The organism is Demequina sp. (assembly GCF_047975725.1).
Classification (GTDB): domain Bacteria; phylum Actinomycetota; class Actinomycetes; order Actinomycetales; family Demequinaceae; genus Demequina.
In genome coordinates, this window is the sequence record NZ_JBKEED010000036.1 from 101357 (window position 1) to 116113 (window position 14757).

Below are 14757 nucleotides of genomic sequence, written 5' to 3' on the forward strand. Positions count from 1 at the left end.
TTCCCACTTTGGGCGATTCGCCGTGCCTGGAAGAGCGGGGCTACCGGGACCAAGGTCCCAGCACCTTATACGGGCGACTGAAGGTAGGTTGAGCACAGGAAGACCAGTCCCGCTTCTGCATGATGGAGATAACCCCCGTATGGACGTCCTCGACCTTGCTCGGTGGCAGTTTGGCATCACCACCGTCTACCACTTCATCCTCGTACCGCTCACGATCGGTCTCTCGACCCTCGTGGCGATCATGCAAACCGCATGGGTGCGCACAGGCAAGGAAAAGTACCTTCGCCTGACCAAGTTCTACGGCAAGCTGCTGCTGATCAACTTCGCGCTCGGCATCGCCACCGGAATTGTCCAGGAGTTCCAGTTCGGCATGAACTGGTCCGAGTACTCGCGCTTTGTGGGCGACGTGTTCGGCGCGCCGCTCGCGATCGAGGCGCTCGCCGCGTTCTTCCTTGAGTCGGTCTTCTTAGGGCTGTGGATCTTCGGCTGGGACCGGCTGCCCAAGAAGGTGCACCTCATGACGGTGTGGGCCTTCGCCATCGGCTCGTTCCTGTCCGCCTACTTCATCATCGCCGCCAACTCGTGGATGCAGCACCCCGTGGGTGCCGTCTACAACCCCGAGACCGGCCGCGCGGAGATGACCGACATTTGGGCGGTGCTGACCAACAACACCACGTTGGTTGCCTTCCCCCACGTGATTGCCACCGCCTTCCTGGTCGCTGGCACGTTTGTCGCGGGCATCGCGGTGTACTGGATGGTGCGGCTGGCGCGCCAGAACAAGGAACACCAGGACCTGCCGATGTACCGCACGGCGGCCCGCTTTGGTGCCGTGGTCATGCTCCTGTCGGGGCTCGGCGTCATCGTCACGGGTGACCTGCAGGCCAAGCTCATGTTTGAGCAGCAGCCCATCAAGATGGCAGCGGCCGAGGGGCTCATCGAGACCCCTGAAGGCTGTGCGCCCTTCTCGATTCTCACCGTGGGAGACCTGTCCGGATCCAACCCCGAATCGGTCAACCACATCCTCGAGGTGCCGTGCTTGCTGTCCTACATGGCGACGGGGTCATGGGACGGCGAAGTCAAGGGGCTCGCTGACCTGCAGGAGATCTACGCCGAGCGCTACGGCGAGACCGACCTCAACGGCAACGAGATCGAGTACCGCCCCAACCTCATGGTCACGTACTGGTCGTTCCGCCTGATGATCGGCCTGGCCGCCTTCAGTGCCGCGCTGTGCGTCGCGATCTTCTGGTTCACCCGCAAGGGGCGCGTCACCGACCAACCCTGGATGAAGAAACTCGCGATCATCGCTCTGCCCATGCCGTTTGCGGCGGCGAGCTTTGGGTGGATCTTCACCGAGATGGGTCGCCAGCCCTTTGTGGTGGCCCCCAACCCCACGGGCTACGACTCCGTCATGCTGATGACGATGTTCGGTGTGTCCGAGGCCACCACGGTGTGGCATGTGGCCCTGTCGCTCACCGCATTCACGCTGGTCTACGGCGTGCTGGCGGTGTTCTGGTACCGCCTGATGCACCGCTATGCGGTCGAGGGTGCGCCCGAGGCGCACTACGACGAACCCACCGACGATGACGACAGCGCTGACAAGCCCATGTCGTTCGCTTACTAGGAGGTATGACCATGACTCTTGATCTGCCCCTGGTGTGGTTCATCCTCATTGCGATCCTGTGGACCGGCTACCTGGTTCTCGAAGGCTTCGACTTCGGTGTCGCGATGCTGCTCGAGAAGGTCGGCAAGGGAGACCGCGGCCGCCGTGTCGCGCTCAACTCGATTGGCCCCGTGTGGGACGGCAACGAGGTCTGGCTGCTCACCGCAGGTGGCGCCACGTTCGCGGCCTTCCCCCACTGGTACGCGACCCTGTTCTCCGGCTTCTACATCCCGCTCTTGCTGATCCTCCTCGCCCTGATCGTGCGCGTGGTGGCGATCGAGTACCGCGGCAAGATCAACGACGATGCCTGGCGTCGGCGCTGGGACTGGGTCATCATGGGCAGCGCCTGGGTGCCCGCGATCCTGTGGGGCGTCGCCTTCGCCAACATCGTGCGCGGCGTGCCCATCGACGAGACCATGACGTACACGGGTGGGTTCTTCAACCTGCTCAGCCCGTACGCCCTGCTCGGAGGCGCCACCACCCTGACGCTGTTCCTGTCGCACGGCGCGATCTTCCTGTCGCTCAAGACCGCCGGCGCCGTGAGGGAGCGCGCAGAGGCCGTCGCTAAGACCATGGCCCCCATCGCGCTCGTGGTTACGGCCGCCTTCGCGATCTGGACCCAGCTCGCCTACTCCGTCACCTGGACGTGGGCCGTGGTCGCCGTCGCCGCGATCGGACTCGTCGTGGCGCTCGTCGCTGGCCGTGCCGGTCGTTTCGGCTGGGCCTTCATTGGCAACGCCGTGGCCATCGCCTTCGCCGTGGCGCTCATCTTCGGCTCGCTCTACCCCGACGTGATGCCGTCGTCGACCGACCCGGCGTACTCGCTCACCATCGAGAATGCCTCGTCCACCGACTACACGCTGACGGTCATGACCTGGGTCGCGGTGATCTTCACGCCCATCGTGCTGATCTACCAAAGCTGGACCTACTGGGTCTTCCGTCGCCGCCTGTCGGAGGACAACATTCCCGAACACAACTCCCTGACCTTCCTGCCCAAGAAGGACAAGTCGAAGGTCAAGCAGTAAGTACGTGCGTCCGATTGACCCGCGCCTTATCGCGCGTATTGGCCCTGCCCGCCGTTACATGATCGTGACGGCGGGCTTCGGCCTTGCCGCGGCCGTTCTCATCGGCCTGCAAGCGTTCATCATTGCCCGCGTGCTGGCCCCCCACCTCGCGCCCTTTCCCCTAACGGCCGATGGGTTGGGATGGCTGGGCGCCCTGGTCCCGCTGGCGCTACGGGACCTGGGCGCGGCGCTGCCGTGGCTCGGGTTGATCGTGGCGTTGCGCGTGGCCATCACCTGGGGCCAGGAGCGTCTCGCGCATCGGGCCGGCGTCGCGGTCATCTCTGACCTGCGCGGCAAGGTAGTCGAGCACGCCGCCGCGCTCGGCCCCCGGTGGGCCGCGTCGGGCGAAGGCGCGCGCGTGACCACCACCGCGACCCGCGGGCTGGACGGCTTGCTGCCGTACTTTGTCCGCTACCTGCCGCAGCTGCTACTGGCCTGCACGGTGACGCCGCTCATGCTCGCCGTGGTCCTCGAACTCGACTGGATCTCCGCAGCCATCATCGGTGCGACTGTCCCGCTCGTGCCGATGTTCATGATCCTCATCGGGCTGGTGACGCAACAGCGCTCGGCCAAGCACCTCGAGGCGATGGAGCGATTGGCCTCGCGCACGCTGGACCTGATCGCCGGGCTGCCCACCCTCAAGGCCCTCGGCCGCCACCATGGTCCCGCGGCGCGTGTGCGCGAACTGGGAGATGCCCAGCGCTCCGCGACGATGGGTTCGCTGCGCGTGGCGTTCCTCTCGGGCATGGCACTCGAACTGCTGACCACCCTCGCAGTGGCACTCGTGGCCGTCACGCTGGGCTTCCGGCTCGTGTACGGCGAGGTGAGCATCGAGACCGCTCTCGCCGTGCTGGTCTTGGCCCCCGAGGTCTACCTGCCCGTGCGCAACGTCGGCACCCATTTCCACGCCTCCGCGGACGGCCTCGCTGCGGCGGATGCCGCCTTCGCGGTACTCGACACCGAGCCCGTGAGCGTGGGTGGCGACCGCCCTGCCCCGTCGCTGGAGGGAGCCTCCCTCGTCACGACCGGCGTGGCGGTCGCGACGCCCGACGGAGTGCGCCTGGCGCCTGGCGGCCTGGACGCCACCGCCTCACCGGGCCAGATCACGGCCCTGGTGGGTCCCAACGGCGACGGCAAGTCCACCGCGCTCCTGGCGCTCATGGGGCTACTCGCCCCCGACCAGGGCGCCGTCCATGCGGTGCTCGCCGACGGATCACCCGTGGAGCTGAACGATGTCGATTCCTCGCAGTGGGCTCGCCAGTTCGCCTGGGTTCCGCAGCGGCCTGATCTTGGCGTCGAGGGACTCACCCTGAGCCTGGGGCAACGCGAGCGGGTCGCCCTTGAGCGCGCCTTCGCCTCTGACCGCCCGGTGCTCGTGCTCGACGAGCCCACGGCTCACCTCGACATCGACAACCGTGCCCACGTGATCGGCGCCATCCGAGACGCCGCTGCCGCCGGGCGCACTGTCGTGGTCGCGACCCACGAGCCCGAACTGATCGCAGCCGCGCATCGGGTCATCGAGGTGACCGCCGTGACCGTCGGTGCTCAGGAGGTGGCGCTGTGAACCAGTGGCTGCCCTTGCGTCGCGCCCTGAGGGATGCCGACATTCCCCGCGTGCGCGCCACCATGGCTGTGGTCTGGGGCACCGCCGCGATCGGCTCCGCCGTGGGGCTGTCGGCGGTCGCAGCCTGGCTGATCGCTCGTGCGGCAGGCATGCCCTCTCCCGCCGACCTCGCCGTCGCCGCCGTCATCGTGCGCTTCTTCGGCATTGGCCGCGGCCTGTTCCGCTACCTCGAAAGGCTCGCGTCTCACGACACGGCTCTGCGGGGCGTGGTCGACCTGCGCGTGCGCGTCTATGAGCGCCTGGCGGCTTCTCCGCCGGCGCAGGTGCTGTCCGTGCGACGCGGTCAAATTATGGCTCGCCTTGGCGCCGACATCGACGCCGTAGGTGACGCGGTGGTCCGCGGGCTCATCCCGCCTGCTGTCGCCGTCACGGTCGCTGCCATTGCCGTGGGCATCTCGGCGGCCCTGGTACCCGCTGCCGGGGCCGCGCTCGCCGCGTGCCTTCTCGTGGCGGGCGTGGGCGCCGCCGCGCTGACGGTCCGCTCCGCTCGCTCCGCAGCGACGCTCGGGGTCAGGGCCGATGCACGGGTCACCGAGCGCACGCTCGCCGCCATCGAGTCCGCGCCCGAGCACCGGGTGTGGGGCACTCAGTCGGGCTCGCTCGAGGCTTTGGCTGACGCTGAGCGTGACAGCGCCGCCGCGCACGAGGCCGCGGCGCGCCCCGCCGCCTTCGCCAACGCTGTTCAGACACTCGCGGCTGGCGCGGCGCTCATCAGTTCGATCGCGATCGCGGTGACCCAGTTTCAGGCCGGCCTGATCGGCCCCATGACCATGACGGTCGTCTCACTCCTGCCCCTCGCTGCCTTCGAGGCAGTGGGCGCCATCCCCGCTGCCGTCACGCAGCTCGAGCGCTCGCGCGAGGCCGCCATCCGCATCGAGCAGCTCGCTCCCCACGTCGATCCCGGTGCGGACTGCGACATCGAGCGTTCTGCGGCGCCCGACGGCCCCGTGTCCATCGCTGCGCAAGACCTCTCGGTCGCATGGCCGGGCATGACGCCCACCATTCCGGTGAGTTTCGAGGTCTCCCCCGGCGAGGTGCTCGCCATCGTCGGTCCCAGTGGCATCGGAAAGACCACGCTGCTTGCCGCGCTCGCCGGGATCCTCGAACCGCATTCAGGCAGAGCCCTCATCGACGGCCACCCTGTGCGGGCCGGCGATTTGGGCGCGGTCGTGGCCATCACCGCAGAGGATGCCCACCTGTTTGGCACCACGGTGTTCGAGAACCTGCGCGTGGCCCGGGGCAACCTCACGGCCCACGAGGCACGTGAGGCACTCGCCACCGCGGGCCTGCGGGAGTGGTCTGAGTCGCTCCCCGAGGGACTCGACACGCTCGTCGGCTCTGGCGGAGGCACGGTCTCCGGCGGCGAGCGCCGCCGCCTGCTCCTGGCTCGCGCGCTGCTGACCCCGCAACCAGTGCAACTCATCGACGAGCCGGGCGAGCACCTTGACGCCGACGGCCGCGACGCGCTGCGCGCGGTGCTGTCACAGATGCGCGCGCAGGGCCGTAGCGTAGTGATCGTGACCCATGACTTGAGCCTGTTGGATGCTGCCGATGCGGTCGTGAGCATCGATGCCTGATTCCGTCGCTCCCGAGGTGCGCGCCCACGCCCTCGCGCAAGCAGTGATCGCGCTCAACACGGAGATCGAACTCGGCAACGTGCTCGACGCCTTCCTCGTAGCCGCGACCGAACTGACCGGCGCGCGCTACGCGGCTATCAATGTGCTCGATTCGCAGGGCCGCTCGCAGTCCTTCCACTCGCGCGGCATGCCCCCCGAGATGCACGACATGATTGGCCGTCCTCCTGAGCCCGTCGGTGTACTCGGCGAGATTCCGGTCGAAGGCACGCTGTACGTTCACGACGTCGCGACCCACGAGGCCCGGATCGGCCTACCCCCTGGCCACCCTCCCCTGCACACCTTCTTGGGGGCGTCGCTGCAGGTGCGCGGGCGCGTGTTCGGCCAGCTCTACCTCGCCAACAAGGACGGCGACTTCACGGAGGAGGACGGGCACGACATCCGAGCGCTCGCCTCCGCCGCCTCGGTCGCCATCGACCACGCGCAGCTGTACGACCTCGCGCTCAATCGCGAGAGGTGGCTCGCGGCCGCCCAGCGCATCACCACCCACCTGCTGGCCAACGACGACCCTGGCGACGGTCTCCAAGAGATCATCGACACCGCGCTCCAGTTGTCGCACGCCGACACCGCCGCGCTGGTCCTGCCTGGATTGGACGGTGCATGGGTGATGGAAGTCACCGCTGGCACGTCCGCTCAGGAACTCCTGGGCCTCGAACTGCCCGCCGGCGGCACCGGCGTGGGCGTGATCGAGAGCGGCGAGGGCATGATCGCCCCAGAGCCGCCGGGCAAGAACGTGCTCGAACAGGTGACGTCGTACGGGCCCAGCCTCTACGCCCCCCTAGTGACCCAGGGCGAATCCGTCGGCCTGCTCATGCTGTGGCGTGCGCGCGGCGCGAAGGAGTTTGACTCGGGGGAACTGTCCATCGCGTTGCGCTTCGCCTCGCAGGCGGCACTCGCGCTGAGCCTGTCGGAACTGTCCCACGTGAAGTCCGTGTCCGCCCTCAACGAGGAGCGAGCACGCCTTGCCGACGACCTGCACGACTTCGTCTCACAAGAACTGTTCGCGACCGCGATGCAGATCGAGTCCATCGCAGAGGACGTGGACCCCCCGATCGCCGCGCGCCTGCGCAGCACGCTCGAACACGTCAAGCGCGCCCAGCACGAGGTCCGCGGCGTCATGAGTTCGCTCGCCGGTCAACGCTCCAACGAGCCCATCGCCGAGCGACTGCGCCGCGAGTTGGTCCTCGCGCGGGACTCGCTCGGCTTCGAGCCGTCGGTCACCGCGGAATGGCCCGACCTTGACGCCGCCGTGGCCGGTGACCCTGCCCTCGCAGACGACCTGGTCGCGGTGACCCGAGAACTGGTGTCGAACGTTGCCCGCCATGCCCGCGCATCGGCCGTGCGGATCAATCTGCATGCGAGCGACGGCCGCGTCGAGGTCCGTATCGAGGACAACGGCATTGGCCCCGCGGGCGCCACCCAACGGCACTCGGGCACCTCGAACCTGGCCAACCGCGCGCTACGGCGCAATGGCACCTTCAGCCTGCTCGAGCGCTGGCCCGGCCGGGATCGGCCTGGCTGCGTCGCGGTATGGAACGTCGAGGCGTCCGCCTAAGGACACCCCGAAGGGCTTAGGCGCGGAAGGACTGCGCCTTGCGCTGCGTGGCCCAGGCGACCACCTGGGTGCGGCGCTGCAGGCCCATCTTGGCCAGGATGCTCGTCACGTGGTTCTTGACGGTCTTCTCGGCAATGCCCAGCGACTCGGCGATCTCCTTGTTGGAGCGGCCCTCCCCCACGGCCTTGACGATCTTGCGCTCGGTGGGAGTGAGCGAGGCGATCGCGTCGTCCTCCTGCACGTCGATGTGCTGACCGTGTTCGCGGCCGGAGGCCACGTCCTTGACGGCCTTGAGAACCTCGGACGAACCCGCGGTCTTGGCCACGAACGCATCGGCCCCAGCGGTGCGTGCCGCTGCCTTGGCCTCGTCGTCGTCGTAGCTCGTGAGGACCACGATGCGGGTTTCCGGGTGGTGAGCGCGCACGTGGGCGATCACGTCCAGGCCCGTGCCGTCAGGCAGGCGAAGGTCGGACAGGATCACGTCGGGACGTACCGCATCGACGCGTCGAATGGCCTGGGCGACGTTGGCCGCCTCCGCCACCACCTCGACGCCGTCGGCTCGATCGAGGATGTCGCAGATCCCTCGGCGAACCACCTCGTGGTCGTCCAGCACCAGCACTCTCACATCAGCCATAGGTGGCATCGTATCGCCCTCCCTCCCCCCTTCCCGTCAAATGGATCCACTTTCATCGTCAGGCGGCACTTGGGAGCGCATCGGCCCTCCCCGACAAGCCAAATGGATCCACTTTCATCGTCAGGCGGCACTTGCGAGCGCATCGGCCCTCCCCGACAAGCCAAATGGATCCATTTGACGGGGAGGGGTTAGCGGCGGCGCTGGCAGGACGCACACCAATGGGTCGCACGACCGCCGATGCTTGCGCGGCTGAGCGCTCGCCCGCAGCGACCGCACGGCTCGCCGCCGCGCCCGTAGGCCTCGAGCGAGCGCGAGAAGTAGCCCGACTCGCCATTGACGTTGACGTAGAGCGCATCGAAGCTCGTGCCGCCCTGCGACAAGGCCTGTGCCATGACCTGTTGGCTGGCCTCCAGCAGCGCCCGCGCCTTCACCGCAGACACGTCGCGGGCGAGCCGTTCGGGGTGCACCCGTGCGGCCCACAGCGCCTCGTCGGCGTAGATGTTGCCGATCCCACTCACGAGGGTCTGGTCGAGCAGCACCTGCTTGATGCCTCGGGTGCCCCGCCGCCACGAGCGGATCGCCGCCGCGGGATCGAGGTGAGGGTCGAGCGCGTCCCTGCCAATGTGGGCAACGGACGCGGGCACCGCCGCGAGCGAGCTGCCCGCTCCCCCGGCCCGCGCATCGGCCGTGTCGACCAGCGGTTCGACGTGTAGGTAGCCAAAGGTGCGCTGGTCGAGGAAGTCGAGCGTCAGCGGCGCGCCGTCCCGGTCGAGCGTCAACCGCGCGCGGCAGTGGGGGTGCGGCTCGGGCGCGGCTCCCTCGTGCACGCGGAATTGTCCCGACATGCCCAGGTGCGCCGAGAGCGCCTCAGCGGGGACGTCGTCCCCCTCACGCTCGAGGAGCATCCACATGAACTTGCCGCGCCTGACCACGGCGCCAATGCGCGCATCGGCCGTCATGGCCTGGAAAAGCGGAGCGCCTCCCGGCAGCAGGCGTACGCACGAGTCGCGACGTACATCGGCGGCCACGATCTCGGCGCCGGTGATGAGGGAGTCCAGTCCAGCACGGACGGTCTCGACCTCAGGTAGTTCGGGCACAGCAACGCGCCGGCGCGGCTAGTGGGCCGCGAGGGGCTCAGCGGTGATGGACCCGTAGGCGGCCTCGGCGGCCTCCTGCTCGGCGTGCTTCTTGGCGCTGCCCTGGCCCACGCCGCGGGCCACGCCATTGATGGTGACGGTCGCGGTGAAGGTGCGAGCGTGGTCAGGTCCCGTGCCCTCGGAGGAGTACACGGGAGCGCCCAAGCCGCGCTCAGAACACGCCTCTTGGAGGGAGGTCTTCCAGTCCAGCGCCACGCCCGACCGGGCGGCGGCGGCCAGCGTGGGCCCCACGAGACGCAGGATGACGTCGCGGGCGACATCGATGCCATGGGTCAGGTAGACGGCACCAAAGACTGCTTCGAGCGCGTCGCACAGGATCGAGTCCTTGTCCGCACCTCCCGTGGCGGTCTCGCCCTTGCCCAGCAAAATGCAGGGGCCAAGGGAGATTTCGCGCGCGACCTGCGAAAGTGCGCGCTGAGACACCGAAGCGGCCCGCATCTTGGCGAGCTCCCCTTCGGGAAGGTCGGGGTGATCGCGGTACAGGCGGTCGGTGACGACCACTCCCAACACGGAGTCGCCCAGGAATTCCAGGCGCTCGTTGGTGGGAAGGCCGCCCGCCTCATAGGCGAACGAGCGGTGCGTGAGGGCAAGCACCAGCAGCTCGGGGTCGACAACGACCCCGAGCTGCTGAGCCAAGGCATCGGCTGCTGCCTGCCCCGGCATGTTCATTTGCTCGCCTCGCGCACGCGGCGCGGGCCTCAGCCCTCGTGCTCGGTGCGCAGCGCCTCAGCGTACTGGCGACCGTTGTAGGCGCCGCACGCGGGGCACGCGGTGTGCGAAAGCTTGTCAGCCTTGCACTGCGGGCACGTGGTGAGGTTCGCAGCGGTGGTCTTCCACTGGGAGCGGCGGGCACGCGTGTTCGAACGCGACATCTTGCGCTTAGGAACTGCCACGGCTAACTCTCTTTCTCTTCTGACAAACTCTGGAGGGCCGACCACCGGGGGTCGATCACATCATGGGCGTGGTCCGGGTCTTCCGCGAGTCTGGCGCCACATTGGTCGCACAGCCCCGGGCAGTCCGGGCGGCATAGCGGGGTGAACGGCAGTTGTGTAACCACCGCATCCCGCACCACCTCTTCAAGATCCACGGTCTCCCCGTCAAACTCGAAGACGTCCTCTGATTCTTCGTCCTCGTCTCCCATCTGAGAGTCGTTGAACGCAAACAGTCCCTGGACGCGGGTGTCGACATGCTGTCGCACCTCGTCCAGGCATCGTCCGCACTCGCCGACGGCCTCAGCCGAGACGGTTCCGGAGACCCAGATGCCTTCGGACAAGGACTCGAGACTCACATCGAGACTCAACTCTTCGCCCTGAGGCACACCGATCACGTCGGTGCCGAGGACCGCGGGGGCCGGAAAGACTTCACTCACCGTTCGCTGTGTGCCTGGACGGCGCACGATATCCCTGACGGGAATACGAAACGGCGAGGGTTCGGGACGCTGCGGCATTCGCGACTCCCTTTCCTTCCGGTCCTCCTGGACCCCAGCCCGTGCTCGATCGGCAGGACCGACGCAATAGTCTACGTGATCGGGCAGGGTGGTCTCAACCTGCGGCGCTTCCGCCCGACAGTGCGGCTGCCACCGCATCGGCTACCCCATCGGGAACGTACGCCGAAACGTCGCCGCCATGGCGCGCGACGTCTCTCACGAGTGACGATGCGATGTGGCTCAGGGCGTTGTCTCCGGTGACGAAGACGGTCTCGATCCCGGTCAACGACCGGTTCATGAGCGCCATGGGCCGCTCGTAATCGTAGTCGGCGCCGCCGCGCAGTCCCTTCACGATGACGCCAGCCCCGCGCCGGGAGCAGAAGTCCACCAGCAGCCCGTCGACCACCTCGACGCTCACGCCGTCGATGTCGGCGGTCGCTGCGCGGGCCAGCGCCACGCGCTCCTCGAGCCCCAGCAGCGGCGTCTTGGTCGAGTTGTGAGCGACACCCACGATCACGCCGTCGAACAGGCTCGCTGCGCGCCGAGCAATGTCGAGGTGCCCCAGCGTGATGGGGTCGAAGCTGCCTGGCAGCACGGCGATGGTCATGGTGCGACGCTACCGGACTGGCCGTCCTCGGTCTCGGTGCCTTCTTGGTCAGCGCCGATGCGCTCGGCCCAATGCAGCCGTGTCTCGCCGTAGTCCTTGGACCGCAGCGGCTCGATGCCCTCTGGCCATGGCGCGTCGCCTGCCCGCGAGGACCACTCAAGGACGACGGGCGCGCCGGGTGCCAGGCGCGGCTCCACGACCGCCAGCACTGCGGCGAGGTCGTCGCGCGCGATGTCGTAGGGCGGGTCGAGGAACGCCACGTCCCAGGTATCGGTGGCTCGCGACAAGTAGCTCAGCGCTTTCTCGCGGACCAGGCGCGCGCGGGCACCGACGCCCAAGTCCTTGACGTTGCCTTGGAGCACGCGCGCCGCCTGCGAGCCTGACTCGACGAAGGTCGCGTGTGCGGCACCCCGGCTGAGGGCCTCGAAGCCCAGCGCGCCCGAGCCCGCGTAGACGTCCAGCACCCGCGCCGCCCTCAGCGAGTCGTCGTGGTCCAGACGGCTAAACAGCGCCTCGCGGACGCGATCGGTGGTGGGTCTGGTGCCCTTGGGAGGGACGGCAATGCGGCGTCCGCCCAGGTCTCCGGCGATGATGCGTGTCACATCGCCACTGTACGCACCGCTAGGGGGTGGCCGATGCGCGAGGAGTGGCGCTCGACTGTGGGCTGGGGGTCGTGGCTGGGGTGGGCGCAGGAGCAGGGCTCGCCTCGGGTGTGACCTCGGGCGTGGACCCCGGCGTGGGCGCCGCGAGGTAGCCGTGGGCACACACCGTCACGGTTGCCGAGTCATCGCCTTGCAGGGCCATCCCGACGTTGCTCTCGACGTGGTACATGGTCCCCCCGAGCGCCGTCACCGTGTAGTTGTAGCCGCTGCCCGGATCGGGTTCGAACGAGACGTGGGTATACGTCAGTCCGGCATCGACGAGCACGTCGATCATCGCCTGCACATCGACATCCCGTTCCCAGCCGTAATAGAACGGGTACTCAAGTTCGTCGACCTTGCCTTGGACAGTCATGGTCGAGCACACCTGGGTGCCATCACGGGTGGGTTCAGTAATCGTGACGCCGTAGAACTCGTCGGGCACGGGAGCGGGGCCGGGAGCGCTGTATTCGCAGATCGTCACGAGCGCCTCCTGGCCTGCGACGATGGGCGTGTTGTTGCTCACCGGGTCAAAGGGCGCACCCGGGTTGGAGTTGCCCACAATCTCGAACTCGTCCGCGCCCACATTGTCCTTGACGCCACCGCTGTTGACCTGGACCTCAGAGGCGGCGACCCCGTTCCACGGCGCGACGGTGGTGTCCACGTGCAGGCGCCAGTCGACCTCGACGCTCGAGTTGGTCTGCACATGCACGACCCCACATTCCTGCGTGGGCCCACTGATGTCCCACTCCACGTCCACGATGATGGTGCCGTCGTTGCCGGGCTCGATCCCTCCCCCGCCGCCGGTGCCGCCGCCGTCCCAACGGCCCGCCGTCGCGCGAGCACTGAACCACGCCTCATCTGCCCAGTTGGCGCCCGTGACCGTGGGAGCGAACAGCAGCGCGACAAGGCCCGCCGCGAATGCTGCCAGTGCCCACCGCGCCCGCGTCATGAGGCACTCCGTCCTCGCGATGCCGTCACGACGGCCGCCGTCCCGGCGAGCAAGGCGCCTGCCGCGAGCGCCACGACCAGGGCAGGAATGGCGACACCCGTCATGGGAAGCGTCGTGCCCTCGTCCCCATACAGCTCCACCACTCCGAGCGCGTACCCGTCGCCGAGGGTGTCCGTCACCAGGGTGCCCGTCACGATGAAGTCGTAGGTCCCTGCGGGAACGGCCTGCCCCGTCTGGGGCGGCGCGACGTCGATGCACGATCCGGCCTCGCACATCTCGATGGTCCACTCGATGTCGGTCGCGATGCCCTCCAACTGCACCCACTCCGACCGCACCACCGTGGCATCAACAGGCACCTCGACCACGATGGACTCGGTCACCGGAGTGTCCGGCACCAGGGAGCCGAGGTCGATGTCGACCTCGATGGGAGTGGCAGCCCGCGTAGGCGAGCTGTTCGTGGCGAGGATGAACGCCGCACCCGAGAGCAGCAGCATCGCGGCGAGCATCGCGGGGACGGTACGCCTGGTCCTTGTCATGACACACCACCCCCGGTCGTGCTCTGTGCCGCCGGCGAGTCCTCCCGGACCGCATCGTCCTCGGGCTCGGGCCGCTCGTCGCGCAGGAGCGACAGCCCCAGCAGCGCCGCCAACGCGATCAACGCGGGAATGATGACCTGGGGCCGTCCCAGCCTGGCGACTGCCTCCCCCACGCCCTCGAAGGTCGACTGTGGCTTCCACACGTCACCTTCGACCACGTACGGCAAAGGGTCTGACGCGCCGTTGGCGTCACCGCGCATGATGATGCTCCGTGCGTCGCCGTGGGACCCCACAGGCTCCACGGACTCCACCCGGTGCGTCACGTAGCCGCCCGTGAGGTCGGACTCGAGCGTGAGGACATCACCCACGACCACGTCGTCCACCGCGATGGGCGTGGCGATCAGGAGGGCACCCGTGCCGATCGTCGGCTCCATCGACCCGGACGTGACGATCAGCGGCTTGATCCAGCCTGCCGCCGTCGCCACCCAGATGGCGCACGTCAGCACGCCGAGGGCTGCGGCCACCCACAGGGCCACAGAGCCGACGGCGCGAAGGACGCGCGTCACGGTCACGGAAGGATCAGACGGAGGTCAGCTGGCGGTGCCCGTCACCTGCACGGTGATGGTGCCCGTGGTGCCTTGGTAGCTGAGCGGCCAGTCCGCAGAGGTCTCGACGGTCACGTTGAACGTCACCTGCTCATCCGGCGTGAGAACGGTGCCGGTCAACGCAGGCGACACCACTACGGTGGCCCCGTCGGTGCCCTCGAAGATGGCTCCCGTGTCGGACGCATTGGGGCCAGCAAGAGTGATGTCCGACGTCCCAGCGTTCTTGAGATACAGCGTCGTGGTGTGGGAGTAGTCGGGTCCGATGCCAGCAAACTCGGTGGCCGGGATCACGATGGCGACATCATCGTCGGGGTCGTCGGGTACCGGGTCGACGCCGACGTCGAGCCACGTCGAGCCATCCACGGAGCCTTGGAGATCGAAGGTGGCGGCCTCAGCCTCGGCGGTAAACCAGACGTCGTCGGTCCAGGCCGCAGCCGTCGCCGCAGCTCCGATGCCAAGGACCGCGATGCCTGCCAAGGAGAACTTCGCGAGGGTCGTGCGCTTGTGCGCGTTGGTAGGTGTGCTCATGGGGATTCGCCCTTCTGCCGGGGTCGCGTGGACGGCACACGACCATGTCCACGATAAGCACGATTTGCGCTGTTTGCGCAGGATGCGGCCCAATTGAGACGATCACCGTGGCCGATGCGGCGGTACAGACAGGCCGC

At 68.1% G+C, this 14757-nt stretch carries 16 protein-coding genes; 5 read left to right on the forward strand and 11 right to left on the reverse strand.

Annotated features, from left to right (window positions below):
• Positions 1-139: 139 nt before the first annotated feature.
• From ACK5NO_RS13265 to ACK5NO_RS13285, 5 genes are read left to right on the forward strand one after another with little or no spacing between them, the layout of a single operon-like run.
• The gene (locus ACK5NO_RS13265; RefSeq protein ID WP_416813154.1) at positions 140-1621 is read left to right on the forward strand and encodes a cytochrome ubiquinol oxidase subunit I; all 1482 of its coding nucleotides are present in this window, start codon (positions 140-142) and stop codon (positions 1619-1621) included.
• An 11-nt stretch (positions 1622-1632) separates the two neighbouring features.
• Positions 1633-2685: a cytochrome d ubiquinol oxidase subunit II gene (gene cydB, locus ACK5NO_RS13270; protein WP_416813155.1), complete on the forward strand. Its 1053-nt coding sequence runs from the start codon at positions 1633-1635 to the stop codon at positions 2683-2685.
• A 4-nt stretch (positions 2686-2689) separates the two neighbouring features.
• Positions 2690-4288, forward strand: coding sequence for an ABC transporter ATP-binding protein/permease (locus ACK5NO_RS13275; RefSeq protein WP_416813156.1), 1599 nt, complete (start codon positions 2690-2692; stop codon positions 4286-4288).
• Positions 4285-5925 carry a thiol reductant ABC exporter subunit CydC gene (cydC, locus tag ACK5NO_RS13280; RefSeq protein WP_416813157.1) on the forward strand — a complete coding sequence of 547 codons (1641 nt, stop codon included), beginning with the start codon at positions 4285-4287 and terminating at the stop codon, positions 5923-5925. Before ACK5NO_RS13275 ends, cydC begins: the two co-directional genes overlap by 4 nt.
• Complete coding sequence (locus ACK5NO_RS13285) at positions 5918-7537, forward strand: GAF domain-containing protein (RefSeq protein WP_416813158.1); 1620 nt, start codon at positions 5918-5920, stop codon at positions 7535-7537. Before cydC ends, ACK5NO_RS13285 begins: the two co-directional genes overlap by 8 nt.
• Positions 7538-7553: 16 nt before the next feature.
• Here ACK5NO_RS13285 and ACK5NO_RS13290 read toward each other — a convergent pair whose 3' ends face one another.
• The 11 genes from ACK5NO_RS13290 to ACK5NO_RS13340 all read right to left on the reverse strand — a co-directional run bounded on the left by ACK5NO_RS13290 (position 7554) and on the right by ACK5NO_RS13340 (position 14620).
• Complete coding sequence (locus tag ACK5NO_RS13290) at positions 7554-8171, reverse strand: response regulator (protein WP_416813159.1); 618 nt, start codon at positions 8169-8171, stop codon at positions 7554-7556.
• A 188-nt stretch (positions 8172-8359) separates the two neighbouring features.
• Positions 8360-9268 (reverse strand): bifunctional DNA-formamidopyrimidine glycosylase/DNA-(apurinic or apyrimidinic site) lyase, encoded by a 909-nt coding sequence (gene mutM / locus ACK5NO_RS13295; RefSeq protein WP_416813160.1) that lies wholly within the window; start codon positions 9266-9268, stop codon positions 8360-8362.
• A gap of 18 nt (positions 9269-9286) precedes the next feature.
• Complete coding sequence (gene rnc / locus ACK5NO_RS13300; RefSeq protein ID WP_416813161.1) at positions 9287-9997, reverse strand: ribonuclease III; 711 nt, start codon at positions 9995-9997, stop codon at positions 9287-9289.
• 29 nt (positions 9998-10026) lie between these two features.
• Positions 10027-10221, reverse strand: coding sequence for a 50S ribosomal protein L32 (gene rpmF, locus ACK5NO_RS13305; RefSeq protein ID WP_416813162.1), 195 nt, complete (start codon positions 10219-10221; stop codon positions 10027-10029).
• A gap of 2 nt (positions 10222-10223) precedes the next feature.
• Entirely contained in the window at positions 10224-10697 is a 474-nt protein-coding gene (locus tag ACK5NO_RS13310) for a YceD family protein (protein WP_416813163.1), read from the reverse strand.
• A gap of 172 nt (positions 10698-10869) precedes the next feature.
• The gene (coaD, locus tag ACK5NO_RS13315; RefSeq protein ID WP_416813164.1) at positions 10870-11361 is read right to left on the reverse strand and encodes a pantetheine-phosphate adenylyltransferase; all 492 of its coding nucleotides are present in this window, start codon (positions 11359-11361) and stop codon (positions 10870-10872) included.
• A complete protein-coding gene (gene rsmD, locus ACK5NO_RS13320; RefSeq protein ID WP_416813165.1) occupies positions 11358-11963 on the reverse strand; it encodes a 16S rRNA (guanine(966)-N(2))-methyltransferase RsmD in 606 nt (201 codons plus the stop codon). Before rsmD ends, coaD begins: the two co-directional genes overlap by 4 nt.
• Before the next feature lie 19 nt (positions 11964-11982).
• Positions 11983-12951, reverse strand: coding sequence for a hypothetical protein (locus ACK5NO_RS13325; protein WP_416813166.1), 969 nt, complete (start codon positions 12949-12951; stop codon positions 11983-11985).
• Complete coding sequence (locus ACK5NO_RS13330; protein WP_416813167.1) at positions 12948-13487, reverse strand: hypothetical protein; 540 nt, start codon at positions 13485-13487, stop codon at positions 12948-12950. The genes ACK5NO_RS13325 and ACK5NO_RS13330 overlap by 4 nt, the downstream gene beginning before the upstream one ends.
• Positions 13484-14059 carry a signal peptidase I gene (locus ACK5NO_RS13335; RefSeq protein ID WP_416813168.1) on the reverse strand — a complete coding sequence of 192 codons (576 nt, stop codon included), beginning with the start codon at positions 14057-14059 and terminating at the stop codon, positions 13484-13486. The genes ACK5NO_RS13330 and ACK5NO_RS13335 overlap by 4 nt, the downstream gene beginning before the upstream one ends.
• Before the next feature lie 18 nt (positions 14060-14077).
• Positions 14078-14620 carry a hypothetical protein gene (locus ACK5NO_RS13340; protein ID WP_416813169.1) on the reverse strand — a complete coding sequence of 181 codons (543 nt, stop codon included), beginning with the start codon at positions 14618-14620 and terminating at the stop codon, positions 14078-14080.
• Positions 14621-14757: the final 137 nt, after the last annotated feature.

Coding starts and splice junctions, on each gene's coding strand:
- cydB (WP_416813155.1), top strand. CDS start 1,633: ATGACTCTTGATCTGCCCCTGGTGTGGTTCATCCTCATTGCGATCCTG.
- ACK5NO_RS13265 (WP_416813154.1), top strand. CDS start 140: ATGGACGTCCTCGACCTTGCTCGGTGGCAGTTTGGCATCACCACCGTC.
- ACK5NO_RS13325 (WP_416813166.1), bottom strand. CDS start 12,951: ATGACGCGGGCGCGGTGGGCACTGGCAGCATTCGCGGCGGGCCTTGTC.
- ACK5NO_RS13285 (WP_416813158.1), top strand. CDS start 5,918: ATGCCTGATTCCGTCGCTCCCGAGGTGCGCGCCCACGCCCTCGCGCAA.
- coaD (WP_416813164.1), bottom strand. CDS start 11,361: ATGACCATCGCCGTGCTGCCAGGCAGCTTCGACCCCATCACGCTGGGG.
- ACK5NO_RS13330 (WP_416813167.1), bottom strand. CDS start 13,487: ATGACAAGGACCAGGCGTACCGTCCCCGCGATGCTCGCCGCGATGCTG.
- rnc (WP_416813161.1), bottom strand. CDS start 9,997: ATGAACATGCCGGGGCAGGCAGCAGCCGATGCCTTGGCTCAGCAGCTC.
- ACK5NO_RS13340 (WP_416813169.1), bottom strand. CDS start 14,620: ATGAGCACACCTACCAACGCGCACAAGCGCACGACCCTCGCGAAGTTC.
- ACK5NO_RS13290 (WP_416813159.1), bottom strand. CDS start 8,171: ATGGCTGATGTGAGAGTGCTGGTGCTGGACGACCACGAGGTGGTTCGC.